The following is a 16,371-nucleotide window of genomic DNA, read 5'->3' on the forward strand; positions in this document are numbered from 1 at the left end:
TTCGTGTCGGTCAAAGCACTAGTTGATTAAATATTTTTTATTCGATAAGCATAGGAATGTTATGACTCTTGAACAGACATCAATTCAAGACAATTAGGCAAATTGCTGTCGTTGTAAAATCTATTAATTTAGTTGATATAAAGAATATGCGAAGTAGAGCTTAATATATGATTAAAGTCATGTTAATAAGAATAATATATTTTTACATTAAATCTAGAAGGTAAAAAATACATCCCCTGAGTATATTGTTCAATTAGAGAGTAAAATGAATTTCTTATTTATATTACAGAGGGTTATAATTATTTTTAAGTATTATTATTTGAAGTGATGCTTATAATTTGTTGATAATATTATGCGCATCTTATTTTAAGGGGATTGGAAATAAGTTTAATAATAATAAAAATATTGTAGTAATAATGATTAAAAGAGCATAAAATTCAAGCAAATGCTGTTTGCAATTGACTCAATGAAACTAAAAAAATTCATATTTTGTTTAAAATTAAACCTAAGGAAACTTATTCTATTTTTGGCTGTTTTCAGTATTGTTATCCTCTTTATTGCATCTTTATTCGTAAACTACTCTATTCAAAAAAAAGAATTATTAGATACGTCTTTATCTGTGAATATGGAGTATGCAACGAAGATTGCGCAAAAAACAGATTCTCAAATTCAGACGGTATTAAAACAACTTGATTACAGTGCCATGTTATTGGGGCAATCATTTGATGACGAAAAATTTAAACAATCTGAAGTAGACCGCCTCAAATTTCAGTCTAACTTTTTTGATAGTGTGATTATTTCTGATAAACATGGTCGAATCCTCAATTTTTCACCATCGAAAATTGCATTGAATAAAAATGTAATCAATAGAACATTGGGCTTTACTGAATCTTTAGATACCCAAAAGACCGTGATTACAAGTCCGTATTACTCAGTCAAAAAGAATTTGATTGTGTTTATTTCACAACCAATTTTTGATCGGCATAAGAACTATCTAGGTTTTGTAGGTGGTGCGATTTATTTGAAAGAAAGGAATATTATCAATGAGTTATTGACCATTAGTTTTAATTATAAAGACAGCTATATGTATGTGCTCGATAGCCAGCATAAAATCATTTTTCATCCTGATGTTCATCGAATAGGAACATATGCAACAGACAATACAGGTCTGGATTATATGGAGAAACATTCGATAGGGAAAATCAGATTGATCAATAGTAAGGGGGTTGATAATTTAGCGGGTTTTGCAAAAGTGAAACACACCGATTGGATTATTGTTTCGCAACAACCCACGCATAAACTATTAGAAAAAGTACCCAACCTTATCTATAAAATTATTGCATATATGCTTGTTTTTTATATTCTAATTTTTTTAATTATCTGGAAAATTTCCTATTATATTTCTGCGCCATTAAACCGCTTGGCAACGATGGCGAGCCATTTAAACAATCCAGAAACAGCCAATCAAATTAAAGATGTTGATGCGCTCTATTATGAAGTCAGGAATTTTAAACGATCCTTGTTGCAAAGTTCTTCAAATTTTAGCAAACGAATTTCCACACTCAACCATTATGTGAATACTGATCCTTTGACAGGGCTGTATAACCGTCGTGGGATGGAGCTGCATATTGAACGCTTGATGAAATCCAATATTCCTTTTGCCATTATTGCTGTAGATATTGATTACTTTAAAAAAATCAATGATCAATATGGGCATGAAAAGGGGGATATGGTGTTAAAGCGTACGGCACAGCATATCAAGGACTGTGTACGAAATATTGATATTTGTTGTCGAATTGGTGGCGAGGAATTTGTCATATTAAGTCCGATAGATAGCCAAAATTTAAGTATCAATATTGCTGAAAGAATTCGCCAACTGTTGGAAAAAAGTCCAATTGATGATATTCCCGCAGTGACTGTGTCGATTGGTATTGCACACTGGCCTGAAATATCTACAGATATTCATAAGGTATTTAAAGCTGCTGACGAATATTTATACTTAGCCAAAGCAGAAGGGCGTAATTGTATTCGCTATAAAAAATAGAATATTGAAGCGTTAAAAACCTTTGTGAATATTATGTGATAAATATATAAAGATTATATATTTATCAATATTTTATTGTCTGTATACACTCAATGAAATATTAGATGATTTGAGTGAGTATGAATAAGTTATTAGCGTATGGATTGATTACCATTTTTAGTACAGGGTTACTGCTTTCAGGTTGTTCAAAACAGACACAGGATGATAAAAAATCCATTGATAGCAATCAGATCAGTACACTCAATATAGGTTATCAAAAAGCAGCATTAAAATTGATCGTGGCGAAGCAGAATCAATTGTTTGAAAAACAATTCCCTCATGTAAAAATTGAGTGGAAAGAATTTCCCGCGGGTCCTCAGACTTTAGAGGCTTTATCTGTCAATTCAATTGATTTCGGTTATACCGGTGATGCACCGATTGTATTTGCATTATCCGCGGGGAAACAATTGAATTATTTAGGTTATGAGCAATCATCTCGTCAAGCTCATGCAATTTTATTGCCGAATCAGAGTTCGATTAAAAGTCTTGCGGATTTGAAAGGTAAACGAATTGCATTAACCCGAGGCTCAAGTGCGCATAACTTTTTGGCTGAAACTTTAAAGCAAGCTCATCTATCATGGGCAGATATCCAACCTGTTTGGCTGACGCCTTCAGATGCACGTGCTGCTTTGGATAAAAAGGCAATCGATGCTTGGGCTGTTTGGGACCCCTATATTAGCGCTGCTGAAATTGATGGAAATGCAAAAATTTTATTTGAGTCTACAGATTTGCCAACGACCTATAGCTACTATTTGGCACAGCCTAATTTTGTCAAAAACCATCCAAAGGATGCAGAAAAAGTATTGGCTGTATTAAATCAAAGTGATCAGTGGATTAATGCTCATCCATCAGAAGCAGCTGAGATTTTGGCGAAGAGCACTGGTTTAGATGTCAAAGTGACGCAAAAAGTCATTGCTAAAAAACCAAAACCAAATCCTGTTGCGATTTTAAGTTCAGAGGCTATTGAATCTCAACAAAAGATTGCAGACCTCTTCTATAGTCAAAAGTTGATTCCTAATCAAATTGAAGCTGCACAATTTGTTTGGAAACCTGCTCAATAACATGAGCATTGGGTATGTAAAAAATGGCAATAACTTTAATTCTTAGCGTGTGATTTAGTCACGGTGATGAATGGGTTTTATTGAGTAAGCGCAAGCTAATTTGTCGAGCAAGACGATAAAAAGCTTGCGCAATTTTTTAAACCATATTATTGTCATAGGACAAAATTAATTTGTCATGGGTTTTTTATGGAGCACTTTGTTACGCCGAGCAATTTAATTGGGTTGCAGCAAAACTTTAGTGAGGTTCAGCAACAGATTACAGCGATATGCCAAAAAATAGGACGTAATCCCGCAGAGATTCGCTTATTGCCTGTGACCAAAACTTTAGCGATTGAAAAAATTGAACAGGCATATCAATTAGGCTTTTGTAGTTTTGGTGAAAATAAAGTGTTAGAGGCGAAAGCCAAATATGAAGCGCTACAACATTTACCAATTCATTGGATTTTAATTGGGCATTTACAAAGCAATAAAGTGAAGTATGTAGCCAAATTTATTGATGAGTTTCATGCCTTAGACAGTTTAAAACTTGCAGAAAAACTAAATCATCGCTTATTACTCGAACAACGTAAAATTCCTGTTTTTATTCAGGTAAATACCTCCAATGAACACAGTAAATTTGGTGTTGAACCTGAACAAGCCTTAGCTTTAATTGATCAGTGTCAGCAGTTTACTCAGTTCAAAATAATTGGATTAATGACGCTGGCTATTCACAGTCAAGATGCTGTTGAGGTGAGGCGATGTTTTCAGACTTTACGTGTACTAAGAGATCAAATTCAAAAAATTTATCCTGATGTCCAGCGTTTATCTATGGGGATGTCTGGAGATTTTGAAATTGCCATCGAAGAAGGTGCAACGGATATTCGCGTTGGGCAGGCTATTTTTGGTGCAAGAGCACTGCCTGATCATTATTACTGGGCGGAGTAAGCCAAGATGAGTCAACATTATCAATTAACCATCTATCAACAGGGCAAATTATTGGGACATTTTCAAAGCCGTTCTATGCACGCTTTAATGAAAATTAATACTTTGTTGAGTTATTTACAGCATACAACCGAATTAAGCTATGAGTTACATCAAGTGATTGAAGATTCGCGTTTTCTTATGCAAAAAGAGGGGACGATGCAGCTCTTGGGAAGTGAATATATCTATCAGCCCTGTTCGATGAATATTTTGTCGCAGGAGATGACATGAGTTATTTAATGCCCGTTTATCAACCTTTAGCCATTGAATTTCAACGTGGTCAAGGGTGCTATCTATGGGATCACCAAGATAAGCGTTATTTGGATGCTATTTCAGGTGTCGGTGTCACCTTACTTGGGCATGCTCATCCTGATATTCATACGGAAATCGTGGCACAATCCCAAACATTCTTACATCTTTCCAATTTATTTAAACATACTTGGAATGAACGTCTTGCTGAAAAACTGGCACAGATTACGGGTTTAACCCAGACTTTTTTTTGTAATTCAGGCACAGAAGCCAATGAAACGGCAATTAAATTAGCTCGTTTATATGGTCATCAGCGAGGCATTCAATGTCCCAAAATAATTGTCATGCAACAGGCATTTCACGGACGTACATTAGGGGCGTTGTCTGCAACGGCAAAAGCTGATTATCGACAGGCTTTTGGTCCCTTACTAACAGGTTTTGAGTTTGTTGCATTTCATGATTTGGCTGCAATTGAAGCTTATCAAATTGATCCCGATGTTGTGGCAGTGTTGCTTGAGCCAATTCAGGGTGAAGCTGGGGTGAATATTGCTTCAGCATTTTATCTCAAGCAACTCAGAGCACTATGTGATCAACAGGATTGGTTGTTGATGTTGGATGAAATCCAATGTGGACTCGGGCGTACAGGAACATGGTTCTATTATCAACAAGCTGAAATTTGTCCTGATGTACTCACCATTGCCAAAGGCTTGGGCAATGGTTTGCCGATTGGTGCCTGTTTAACCCACCCTAAGTTGGGGCAGCTATTACAGTCAGGCTTACATGGTTCTACCTTTGGTGGAAATCCTCTAGCCTGTCGTGTGGCGTATCGAGTGTTGCATCTACTGGAAACACAGTATTTATCCTCAATTCATGCAAAAGGTTATCACTTACTCGATTTACTACAGTCCAAATTAACAGGTTTAAACAATGTGCAATCGGTTCGTGGTGTGGGATTGATGATTGCAATTGAACTGATCCATCCGATTGAAAACCTGACAAAAATTGCCAGTGAAGAATTTGATATCTTAGTGAATGTCACCCAAGGAAAAATTATTCGCTTATTGCCACCTTATAATATCAATAGCACACAAATTGAATATTTAGCTCAACAAATATATGGCTTGCTTAAAGTCATTCATCCCATTGAAAAAGTAGCGTGACCAAGATGAAAATGATCTATGCGATTCAAACTTTGGCATTTGAAGATTTAGGCAGTTTTGCACAGACGCTGAATGACTTAAATTATCAAATTCAGTATTTACAGTTAGGTGTCGATGCCTTGGATGAGGCTCTTGCTTCAAAACATCCTGTTATTTTGTTGGGTGGACCGATCGGCGCATATGAAACGGCTAATTATCCTTATTTATCGGATTTAATTAATGCACTACGTACCCGTCTAGCTCATCACTATCCAACATTGGGTATTTGTTTAGGTGCTCAGTTAATAGCAACGGCTTTAGGTGCAAAGGTGTATAAAGGGCATATCAAAGAAATAGGTTGGAGTCGATTAACCATTACCAGTCAAGGCTTTGCCTCAGCTTTAAAGCATTTGGAAAATGTTCAGGTATTACACTGGCATGGTGACACCTTTGATTTACCTGAATCCGCTAAACGCTTAGCAGGTTCAATTTACTATCCCAACCAAGCCTTTGCTGTGGGTCTCAATATTCTGGCATTGCAATTTCATGTTGAAGTTGATCCAAAAACATTAGAGCGTTGGTTGATTGGACATACGACTGAACTCAATCAGGCGAAGATTGATATTTTAAAGTTACGTCAAGAAAATGTACTATATGGGCAATACTTACAGAACAAAGCCAAACTGTTATTACGTGATTGGCTTAATCACCTCATTCCTGTATAAAACTCGATATAGATTTTTTATGAAAATTAAAGGCAACAGCGCTCAGGATATTCAAGATAATATTCGTACACTGATCAATGAAGGGCAGTTAAATGAAGGCGACTTCTTGCCCAGTGTCCGTGAGTTAGCAGAACAACTTGGGCTGAACCGAAATACGGTGGCTGCTGCCTATAAAAGTTTAGTGTCGATGGGCATTGTGGTGTCTAAAGGACGTTTAGGCACACAAGTCAAATCAAAACAATCTTGTCGCATATCAGAAGGCTTTCAAGCATTAAATGAGGGCACAGTCGATTTGGCTCATGGTAATCCCCACCGAGAATGGTTACCAACTCTAAGTCAAATCAATTTTGGTCATCTGAACAGCAGTTTATATGGTGAAAACATCTATCATGCTGAATTATTAAACATTGCCCAACAACAGGTTTTTGCAGATATTCCTCAACCATTTTCAATTGAATTTACCTACGGTGCAGTCGATGCGATTGAGCGAATACTCGCTGCCTACCTCGTTCCTTCCGATTTAGTGGCTGTTGAGCAACCAGGATTTATCACCAGTATCTCTGCAATTGAACATCAGCAATTTAAAATGCAACCTTTTACAGTCAGGAGCGATGGTTTTGTTCTTGATACAATTGAACAAGCCTTATATGCAGGCGCGCAAGCATTGATTATTACGCCACGTGCGCAAAATCCAACAGGCTATAGTTTAGATCGCACTCAGGCTGAGAAAATTTCAAAACTATTGGAAAACTATCCACATGTATTGGTGATTGTTGATGACCATTTTTCAGTACTTTCTCAAACCTGTTACCAACATATCATTCCCACCACAACAAAGCACTGGGCTGTAGTACGTTCAGTATCCAAATACTTATCGCCAGATTTTCGTTTTGCATTTGTTGGTTGTGATGCTGAAACTTCAGATAGATTGCGACGAAAATTGAATGCAGGTTCAACATGGGTCAGTCATATCATCCAAGAAATGGTGTTCCAGTTGTTCAGTGCTGAAAAATTTCCGGTCAACTTAAATCAGGCAAAATCTTATTACCAACAACAAAATCAAAAAATTGTGCAGTATTTACAACAGTTTAATATCCCTTGTGCGATGCATTATGATGGTTTAAATATCTGGCTTGAATTGCCACATGCAGACAAAATCAGCAAGATTTTATCGCAACGAGGTTGGTTGGTACGTTCAGGACGAGATTTTAGCGTCAATCAAGAAATTGAAGGCATAAGAATCAGTACGGCTGATATGACAGAACAACAGATGAAAGACTTTTGCCAACAATTTGAACAGATTTATCAAGTTATTATTAATTTATAAATCAATTATTTATTTAAAAACAATGGGTTTAACTTATACTTATTTTAAGAGTTTTGCAGGTAATTTTGACGGTACTCAATTTAAATTTTAGGATTTAGGATATGGCGGGTACTTGTTTCGCGATTGAGCAGTTCTGCTTGAGATCATTTCAATATTAAAGCGAACGGAAGATTTTCAAGATATTGGATGATTTCTACTAAACTGTCTCATAAAATAGCAAATTGTTAAAAAAAATTAAAATAATAATTCATTTTTTAGACAATATATCTTGAAATTATAAAGGTAAACTTATAAAACAGTATAGTCGTATTAAAAAAGGCTGCTGTGATGACTTCTCGATATAAACCTAAACTTAACCCCATTAAAGTCATTAAAGATTGGCAAGGTGAGGATTGGGATGTCTATGAAGAGTATAAGACAGAGATCGGTCAAATCATTTACAAAGGTCGGGCGTATAGTACGACCCGTGGCAGTTATGCCTGCATCCTAACACCAGAACTGGCAGATTTTATACGGCAAAACTCCCGTCAAACTGTGATGAAGCAATTGAATTTTTCAGGCATCAAAGTTTCTCGACTTCGAAAAGAATTGAATATTCAACGGGAAAAAGTGGTATTAAATCATCAATGGGCAATCGAACATAAAGATGAGTTATTGGGGGATGGTTTTGAAGATTTGTATCAACAATATGGTTTAAACAAAGATCAAGTCAGTAGTTATGCTCGCTATTTAAGATGTTATGCAAAAGTCAAAAAACCTCATCCACAACGTATCGAAAATAAGCGTTGGCTTTTGGCAAATCAAGCAATCATTACCAGCTCAACAATGACCATGCAACAGATTGCCGAACAATTGCAAACCACCAAAGAAAAAATTGTGATCGCAAGAAAGCAGTTAAAAAGGCTTGCCAATTTGAAAATGAATATTTGATTAATATGGATGCTTTATTGAGATGTGATAACTCTATCAGTCAGTCATCAAACTATGCGTAAAATCAAAGATATGCATGTTTATTTTAATATCTATATAGAGATGAATTAGACAGGTCTGTCTAGACTTGGGTTGTAATTTTTAGTACACTACATCACAATTTAAAACCCAATAATAAACTATGTCTAACAATTTTTACGCTGCCTTGGATCAAATAGGACTAAGCTCCCAAAAACGTGCGATCCATGCGTCTTTTTCAAATTCGTTATTAAACGATCAAGTTTTTCTGCAACGTATTGATGGAACACATGAACTGAATAAAGGTGTTCATCTAGAACTTATTTGCCTCTCAACGAATGGAGCAATACCGTTAAAACAGTTTATAGGTGCTCAAGTTGCCATTGATATTGTTAATGATCGGTCTGAGTTAAATCGAATTTCAGGCATTGTGACCAAAGCAGATGTGGGTGTCTATGATGGCTCTCTTACAATTTATCGTTTAACTGTAGAAGATCCAACTGCTTTATGGAAACAGCGTAGAAATTCTCGGGTATTTATGGCGAAGTCGGCTATTGAGGTAGTTCAAACCATATTTCAGGAATGGGTGAAACGTAGTCCGCTGTTTGCTTCAAGTCTCACTTTAGATCTGAGTGGACTAACTAAAGACTATGATGTTAGACCATTCATTATGCAGAATAATGAACTGGATGGCGAATTCATTCAAAGACTTCTTTCTGAGGAAGGGATTACAACTTTAATCGATGAAGCACAGCTTAAAGTTTCTAATTCAAGTGAACAAATCCAACCTCAAAAGCTACGTTTAATCGATGATAATTCCCAATATAAAAGTTTAGATCGTAAGAACATCCGTTTTCATCGCAGTTCCGCGACAGAACTCACGGACAGTATTACGACGTTTATCGGACAACGCTCAATCCAACCGACGGCAGTGCATATCCAACGATGGCAAGCAGATGCATTGGAAACAGAAGAGGGTGCAGGCTCAGTTCAAAGTAACCATCAACACAGTGAAAACTACGACAACACCAGTTTAGGTTTAGAACAAGCTTGGCACTTTAGCCCAGCATGGATACAAGACTTGAATGGTGAAGATGGTGCAACCAAATCAGGCAACAGTCAGATTGAAAAATTCAATGAAAACCTAAGCAATTACTACGACTCACAAGCCAAACGATTTACAGCTACTTCCACTGTACGAGATGCACATGTTGGTTATTTTTTTGAGCTAGATGAACATCCAACCATATCTCAACTAGAATCCCATGATAAGCAGTTTCTGATCATAGCGAAGCGCTTTTATAATCAGAATAATTTACCGAAAGACTTGACCCACCAAGTTGAAACTTTACTCAAACAAAGTGATTGGCAAACCAGCAATATCATCACAAACAACAGTGAAGAACGCCAAGCCAATGAATTGGTTCTACAACGACGCAATATTAAGATTGTTCCTGAATATAATCCTCTAACTCAAAGACCAACTGCTCATCCAATGCGTGCCAGAGTTGTTGGCTTAAGTGGGGAAGAAATTCATGTTGATGAATGGGGACGGATTAAAGTTCGCTTCCTATTTACTCGCAGTGAAGATCATAACCATGATGGCGGTGCAGGCTCTAACGACAATGACACAGATTCAGCTTGGGTCGATGTACTCACCCCTTGGGCGGGTGAAGGCTATGGGGCACGGTTCCTACCGAGAGCAGGAGAGGTGGTCGTTATAGATTTCTTTGATGGTAACCTTGATAGACCATTTGTGGTGGGACGTATCCATGAAGGACACCGCCATCCGACTAAGTTTGATGACAAAGGCAAACTACCAGAGACCAAAAAACTTTCAGGCATTAAAAGTAAAGAATATCAGGGTAGTGGCTACAACCAACTGAGATTTGACGATACGACCAATCAGATCAGTAGTCAGTTGCACAGTAGTCATGGCGCGAGTCAACTGAATCTCGGAAAGCTTAGTCATCCAAAAGATAAAGCGGAAAGTGATGATCGTGGTGAAGGCTTTGAACTAAGAACTGATCATTGGGGTGCAGTAAGAGCAGGGCAAGGCTTACTGATTTCGACCTATGCTCAAGATCAAGCCAAAGGTGATCACTTAGAGAGTGAGATTGTCAAAAAGCAACTTGAAAGCAGTCAGACCAACAGCAAAGCTTTAAGTGATATTGCCAAGAACCAAAAGACCGATGAAATTGAGTCGATTGAGCAGCTGAAAGAATTTAAAGAACAGCTTGAACAAAAAATTGCGATATTCAAAAAATCGCTACTTTTATTAAGTTCGCAAGATGGGATCGCTTTGAGCACCGCAGAAGACATTCATATTTCTGCAGATGCTCAAATAAATCAATTTGCAGGAAACAGTATTAATCTAAGTACGCAAAAGAATTGGATTGCACATGCGCAAAACAAACTGAGTTTATTTGCTGCGCAAGGTGGGATTAAAGCGATTGCAGCGCAAAGTAAAGTAGAGATTCAAGCGCAGTCAGATGCTTTAAATGTATTTGCCAAGTTAGGTATTACCATTTCATCGACCGATGATAAAGTTGTGATTAGTAGCCCTAAAGAAGTTGTGATTACAGGTGGTTCATCGCAAATCGCATTGAATAATTCTGGAATTTTCCCCAAAACGGGTGGAAAGTTTGAGGTCAATGCTGGGCAGCATGTGTTTCAGTCCGCAAGCAGTGCAAATGCTAATTTACCAAAGCTTCCTAAGTTAAATATGAAAGAAGGTACATTTGAAATTTTTCATGAATATGTACATGGCAATTTTGTAGAAAATGGAAAATATGAAGTTGTTGACACTTTAGGGAAGGTATTCAAAGGTCAATTAAATAAACAAGGCCACGTATTACTACAAGGACTTGCTCCAGGTGTAAAGAAAGTCACACTTTGGCCAGATGAAAGAAGTCCTTTAGATGAAGCGAGTGATTTTAAAAGAGAAAACTACGCATCCATTCTTCCTGATAGTGCTAGTTTAGGAAACATTGTTAAAGATTTCATTACAAGTAAATTACCGAAAAATGAAATAACTAAAGCGTTAAGTGATGTAGCCACTTCTAAAAAAAGTACAAATAAAAGTTTTGCAGAATTATCTAAAAATGGGTGTTTTTCATGAGTGATACGGTTTTATTTATTGATGAAAAAAGTAATGAATTTAAAAAGGCACTCGCTGAGTCACAACAGACGGCTGATATATGGATTAAAGCTGCTACACATGGTGTAGTAACATTAAATGATGTTCAAAGTGTGCTTTTGAACACTCCTCCTTTTAGTCTAGCCTCTGATATTATGTTTTCGGCTTATGACATTATTGAGGATACAAAAGCACTGATCAATGATCATACAAAAGTTGAAAATTGGATTTATTTAGTCATTGATATTATTCCATTAATTCCATTTCCTGCAACTAAGGTTGTAGGGCCACCAATGAAATATGGGATGCATATGGTAAGGAGTGCAATTCGTAAATCTGGTGGGAAACTAGCATTCAAAGATGCTTTGATTCAGCAGTTGCAAATGGTTTTACATGAGCGGGTTGCTGGACAATTTTTTGATGCGACAGAGTATCTAATTAATAATATTGATAAAATCAAAAGTGATATTCAAACAAAAATTAAAGAATCAATAGATGCTTTTATTAAAACAGTCGATGACCAATTTAAGAAAAATAAATTAGATCCGAATAGGTTTTATAACGATGCTGTTAGTCAGCTTAATAAAGCTAGTCAATATGATGCCGTTTTTCCAACTAAAGCTGAACACTTTAAAAATTTTGCAGATTATTTAGTTTTAAACCTTCGTGGCGTAACAAGTGCAAAAACAGGTCAACAAATTCAATCAGCAAATATGGTTATTTCTGCTGCAGAAAATATATGGAATTCTGTTAAAAGTATTTTAAGAACAATCCAAAATGCAGCTAAAACATTTGTAGATAAAGCTTTTGGGAGCGTTGGTGATAGTGATGCAAGTAGTTCAGGTGTGTACTATTTTTTATTTACATTAAATGCCTTAGCACTTGGAGCATTGAAAAAAAGTAAAGTTGGTCAGAAAGTTTTAAAAAGCATTGAACTACGTTTTGCTGCAATACGGAAAAGATTTCAGAAGAAAACAAAAGGTAAAGAAGATCCTTGTTCATCAAATAAGTCTACTCAAAAAGCAGCTTCAAAACGAAGTGTCCAATATTCAACTGGTGAAGAAATCTTTACTCACTATGACTTTCATTTGAAATATGCTCCATTACTTGGTTATAGGACGTATATCTCGGGTTCTAAAAATATTAAAAGCACTTTAGGCTTAAAATGGCAATCATATTTCAATAAAGAGCTTTTAGAAAAAAAAGGGAAAGTTTACTACCTAGATACTGTCGGAAATCAAATTGAATTACCAAGATTAATCAAAGGTAAAAAATATTTTATTCCTGAAAATGACATTGAAGTTGCCCTTTTAGAAAAAGATACAGTACAAATTGCTTTTAAAGATGGATCAAAAGAAGTTTATAAAAAACTTAAGCATACATATAAAATCGATTATATTCTCTATCAAAAAGTAAATACGCTTGGATTTATTTATGACCAAAATGAGAATTTGACAGATGTTGTTATCAAGTCGGATGGTGCTCAGCTTGGACAGCTCGGTTTTGAATATAATGAAAAGAAAATTCATAAAATTTGGCTGATTGAAAACGACAGGATTAGCCGTCTACTCGCATCATACCAATATGATGAAAATGATGACCTCATTCAAGCAACGACTGAAAATCAATACAGCTATAATTATGAATATAAAAATCATTTAATTACACGTTACACAGATTTAACAGGTGTAGCGATGAATTTTGAATGGGCAGTGATAGATGACAGTGATAAAGTGATTCACGAATGGATGGATGACGGAAGTAATGAATTCTTTTTTGCTTGGGATGATTCAATTCGAACTACCTATGTCAAAGATGGTTTAGGGAATACGACTGAATATTACTACAACAGTAATGGTTATACAGATAAAGTGATTTATCCTGATGGATCAAGTGAAATATGGATTCGAGACAAAGCCGATCGAATAATCCAACACATGTATCCTGATGGAAGCTCTGAAAAGTTTAAATACGATCAACATTCCAATTTAGTTGAATATTGTGATCAAGAGAGTAATTGGACGTATTACCAATATGATGAAAATTCTAATCTAATTTTTGTTCGTGATTCATTTGGTTACTTGTGGGTTAATGAATATGATCAAAATAATAATCTAATTAAAACAATCAATCCGCTGAAACATGCTACATCATACCAATATAATGCCAATGGATTACCCGTTTCAATTAAGGATACCAAAGGTGGTACAAAATCTCTGCAATATGATGAAAGTGGAAATCTTGTTGAATATATAGATTGTTCAGGGAAAACTACAAAATGGTCTTATGATGAGTTTGGACGCTTGTCTGTAGTTCAAAATGCACTGAATCAAAAAATTGAATATTATTATACATCATTCACCCGAGAGCTAAGAGAGCCAGTTCTTAAAGGACTTCCACTCAATGCTGTTGGTGAGTTGGAAAAAATAAAATATGCCGATGGCACGGAAGTTCATTTCATTCACGATGCCGAAGGTCGCTTATTGGCACATATTGATGCGAATAAGCAAATTACAAAATATACCTATACCGCTTCGGGATTAATCCATACTCGTACAGATGCCTTAAATCATAAGCTTCAATATCAATGGGATAAGCTCAGCCGATTAAAAAGGTTGATCAATGAAAATGGTGCAGTCTATGAGTTTTTCTATGATGTTATGGGGCGATTAACCAAAGAAATTGATTTTGATGGAAATGAAACCAAATATGAATATAACCAAGATTCAGGGCGATTAGCCACCAGTATTGAGGTTGCTTCTGCACATGGACAAAAATTACAAGATCAACTCTCACCACAAGATCGAGTTCAGCATTTTATTTTTAATAGTCTTGGGCAACTCGAACAACGGACAGTAGGTTATGGTTGTGGCAAAGAACTTAACCATGTTCAAACGGAAGAGTTTGCTTATGATGCCAGCGGTAAATTGATTGATGCTAAAAACTCAGAAATGCATAATCAATGGTTCTATGATGCAGTTGGAAACCTAAATCGAGAACATCAGAGTGATTTAAAGCTCAAAACAACAGCAGTATGGAAACACAGTTATGATGAAATCAATGATCGAATCAAAACCATACGACCTGATGGACAAAATATTGATTGGCTTACTTATGGTACAGGTCACGTTTTAGGTTTAATTCTTAATGGGCAAGATGTTTTAAGCTTTGAACGAGATGATTTACATCGTGAAACTATGCGCCATTATGCCAATGGGATAAGCCAAGAACAAAAGTACGATGATTTTGGACGCTTGATGCAACAAAGCATCGTTAATGGACATAAATCGGGCTACGACTCGCCAGCAAAACAAAATAATGCAATTCATGAGACTCAACAGCTTATTCAACGGCTTTATCAATATGATAAATCTGGTGAGCTAATCCAAATTCAGGATAGCCGTAGAGGTAATTTAAACTATAAATATGATGCTGTAGGTCGTTTGTTGGAAGCAAATTCTAGGTTGGGTAAGGAAACTTTTAACTTCGACCCTGCAAGTAATATTATTGAGCCTAAAAATACTCAAAAGTCACTGCAGACTTATAACCAAAATATAGACGATACAAACTATGGTTATAATCATCTGGTTAATAATGTTATCAAAGAATATTTAGACCAGCAGTATCAATATGATGCTTATGGACAGCTCATTCGTCAAAAATCATCTAAAGGTGATTTATATCTAGAATGGGATGTTTTAGGTCGGCTGCAAAGAACAAGCAATCAAGAGTATTCGGCGGATTATCGTTATGATGCTTTAGGGCGTCGTATCCAAAAACGCAGTAAACACCACCATACAAGTGAAGAACAAAATATTCTCTATGGCTGGGATGGTGATACCCTCGCCTATGAATCGACAGAAGACGCGACTAAGCATTATATCTATGAAAAAAATAGTTTCATTCCTATGCTACAAGCGGTTTATACAACATCAATAGATATTCATCAAACACCTGACTGGACAGATAAAACTTATAGTGTTTATCGTGATCCTTTATGGAATACAACAAAACAAAGTAAAGGTTTTGATGACGTTTGGTTCTACCATTGTGACCACCTTGGTACACCACAGGAAATGAGTGATCATACAGGTGCAATCATTTGGAAAGCGCAATATAAGGCTTGGGGCAAATGTAAAGTAGAGAAAGCTAAATCTAATTTCTTCGAAAATTCTGAAATTATTAGCAACAACATCCGTTTCCAAGGACAGTATTTCGACCAAGAAACAGGTCTTCATTACAACCGATATCGATACTTTTCGTATAATGTTGGACGATATATAAGTAAAGATCCAGTTGGATTGTTTGGTGGCATGAACACATATCAATATGCACCAAATAGTAATTTCTGGGTCGATCCATTAGGTTTGAAAGGAGTAAGTGTAAAGCCTGCACCCGTAAATTCACCATTTGATTATTATTTAACACTAGATAGTAAAGTTTATCCTGAAACTGCTGGTCATATTAAATCAGCTATTGCTAGAGGGCATGCATCCATAGTAACTGTGGATCCAATTAATGCTCCAGCAAGACGAAGATTAGCTATGAAAGGCCATCCTTGTAAAACGGGATATGATCGAGATGAATGGCCAATGGCTATGTTTAAAGAAGGTGGATTAGGTGCAAGTGTAAAATATATTAAGCCATCTGATAATAAAGGTGCTGGCAAATCAATTCAATTAGGTCTTGCCAGTGCGGGAGTTTTACCCGGTGATAAAGTTAAAATCTTTGTAAAATAGA

Annotated in this window: 10 protein-coding genes; all 10 read left to right on the top strand. The window is 36.2% G+C overall.

Features of this window, described 5'->3' with window-relative positions:
- The first annotated feature begins 445 nt into the window (after positions 1 to 445).
- The 10 genes from ACINWC743_RS20070 (at position 446) to ACINWC743_RS23570 (ending at position 16,370) form a co-directional block, all read left to right on the top strand.
- Entirely contained in the window at positions 446 to 2,044 is a 1,599-nt protein-coding gene (locus ACINWC743_RS20070; protein ID WP_005033263.1) for a sensor domain-containing diguanylate cyclase, read from the top strand.
- A gap of 119 nt (positions 2,045 to 2,163) precedes the next feature.
- Entirely contained in the window at positions 2,164 to 3,144 is a 981-nt protein-coding gene (locus tag ACINWC743_RS20075) for an aliphatic sulfonate ABC transporter substrate-binding protein (protein ID WP_009586708.1), read from the top strand.
- A 186-nt stretch (positions 3,145 to 3,330) separates the two neighbouring features.
- Positions 3,331 to 4,068: a YggS family pyridoxal phosphate-dependent enzyme gene (locus ACINWC743_RS20080; protein ID WP_005033259.1), complete on the top strand. Its 738-nt coding sequence runs from the start codon at positions 3,331 to 3,333 to the stop codon at positions 4,066 to 4,068.
- Between the two features lie 6 nt (positions 4,069 to 4,074).
- Positions 4,075 to 4,335, top strand: a complete 261-nt coding sequence (locus tag ACINWC743_RS20085; RefSeq protein WP_009586787.1) for a hypothetical protein — start codon at positions 4,075 to 4,077, stop codon at positions 4,333 to 4,335.
- Positions 4,332 to 5,513 carry an aspartate aminotransferase family protein gene (locus ACINWC743_RS20090; protein WP_009586762.1) on the top strand — a complete coding sequence of 394 codons (1,182 nt, stop codon included), beginning with the start codon at positions 4,332 to 4,334 and terminating at the stop codon, positions 5,511 to 5,513. The genes ACINWC743_RS20085 and ACINWC743_RS20090 overlap by 4 nt, the downstream gene beginning before the upstream one ends.
- Before the next feature lie 5 nt (positions 5,514 to 5,518).
- On the top strand, positions 5,519 to 6,217 hold the full coding sequence (locus tag ACINWC743_RS20095; RefSeq protein ID WP_009586781.1) for a glutamine amidotransferase: 699 nt from the start codon (positions 5,519 to 5,521) through the stop codon (positions 6,215 to 6,217).
- 19 nt (positions 6,218 to 6,236) lie between these two features.
- Complete coding sequence (locus ACINWC743_RS20100; RefSeq protein WP_009586759.1) at positions 6,237 to 7,544, top strand: aminotransferase class I/II-fold pyridoxal phosphate-dependent enzyme; 1,308 nt, start codon at positions 6,237 to 6,239, stop codon at positions 7,542 to 7,544.
- 327 nt (positions 7,545 to 7,871) lie between these two features.
- On the top strand, positions 7,872 to 8,474 hold the full coding sequence (locus tag ACINWC743_RS20105; RefSeq protein ID WP_009586820.1) for a hypothetical protein: 603 nt from the start codon (positions 7,872 to 7,874) through the stop codon (positions 8,472 to 8,474).
- A 181-nt stretch (positions 8,475 to 8,655) separates the two neighbouring features.
- Positions 8,656 to 11,613, top strand: a complete 2,958-nt coding sequence (locus ACINWC743_RS20110) for a type VI secretion system Vgr family protein (RefSeq protein WP_009586733.1) — start codon at positions 8,656 to 8,658, stop codon at positions 11,611 to 11,613.
- Positions 11,610 to 16,370 (top strand): RHS repeat-associated core domain-containing protein, encoded by a 4,761-nt coding sequence (locus ACINWC743_RS23570; protein WP_009586721.1) that lies wholly within the window; start codon positions 11,610 to 11,612, stop codon positions 16,368 to 16,370. The genes ACINWC743_RS20110 and ACINWC743_RS23570 overlap by 4 nt, the downstream gene beginning before the upstream one ends.
- Position 16,371 lies beyond the last annotated feature (1 nt).

The sequence above is a fragment of the Acinetobacter sp. WC-743 genome (assembly GCF_000335555.1).
Classification (GTDB): domain Bacteria; phylum Pseudomonadota; class Gammaproteobacteria; order Pseudomonadales; family Moraxellaceae; genus Acinetobacter; species Acinetobacter bereziniae.

Coding starts and splice junctions, on each gene's coding strand:
- ACINWC743_RS20080 (WP_005033259.1), top strand. CDS start 3,331: ATGGAGCACTTTGTTACGCCGAGCAATTTAATTGGGTTGCAGCAAAAC.
- ACINWC743_RS20110 (WP_009586733.1), top strand. CDS start 8,656: ATGTCTAACAATTTTTACGCTGCCTTGGATCAAATAGGACTAAGCTCC.
- ACINWC743_RS23570 (WP_009586721.1), top strand. CDS start 11,610: ATGAGTGATACGGTTTTATTTATTGATGAAAAAAGTAATGAATTTAAA.
- ACINWC743_RS20095 (WP_009586781.1), top strand. CDS start 5,519: ATGAAAATGATCTATGCGATTCAAACTTTGGCATTTGAAGATTTAGGC.
- ACINWC743_RS20085 (WP_009586787.1), top strand. CDS start 4,075: ATGAGTCAACATTATCAATTAACCATCTATCAACAGGGCAAATTATTG.
- ACINWC743_RS20070 (WP_005033263.1), top strand. CDS start 446: ATGCTGTTTGCAATTGACTCAATGAAACTAAAAAAATTCATATTTTGT.
- ACINWC743_RS20075 (WP_009586708.1), top strand. CDS start 2,164: ATGAATAAGTTATTAGCGTATGGATTGATTACCATTTTTAGTACAGGG.
- ACINWC743_RS20090 (WP_009586762.1), top strand. CDS start 4,332: ATGAGTTATTTAATGCCCGTTTATCAACCTTTAGCCATTGAATTTCAA.
- ACINWC743_RS20100 (WP_009586759.1), top strand. CDS start 6,237: ATGAAAATTAAAGGCAACAGCGCTCAGGATATTCAAGATAATATTCGT.
- ACINWC743_RS20105 (WP_009586820.1), top strand. CDS start 7,872: ATGACTTCTCGATATAAACCTAAACTTAACCCCATTAAAGTCATTAAA.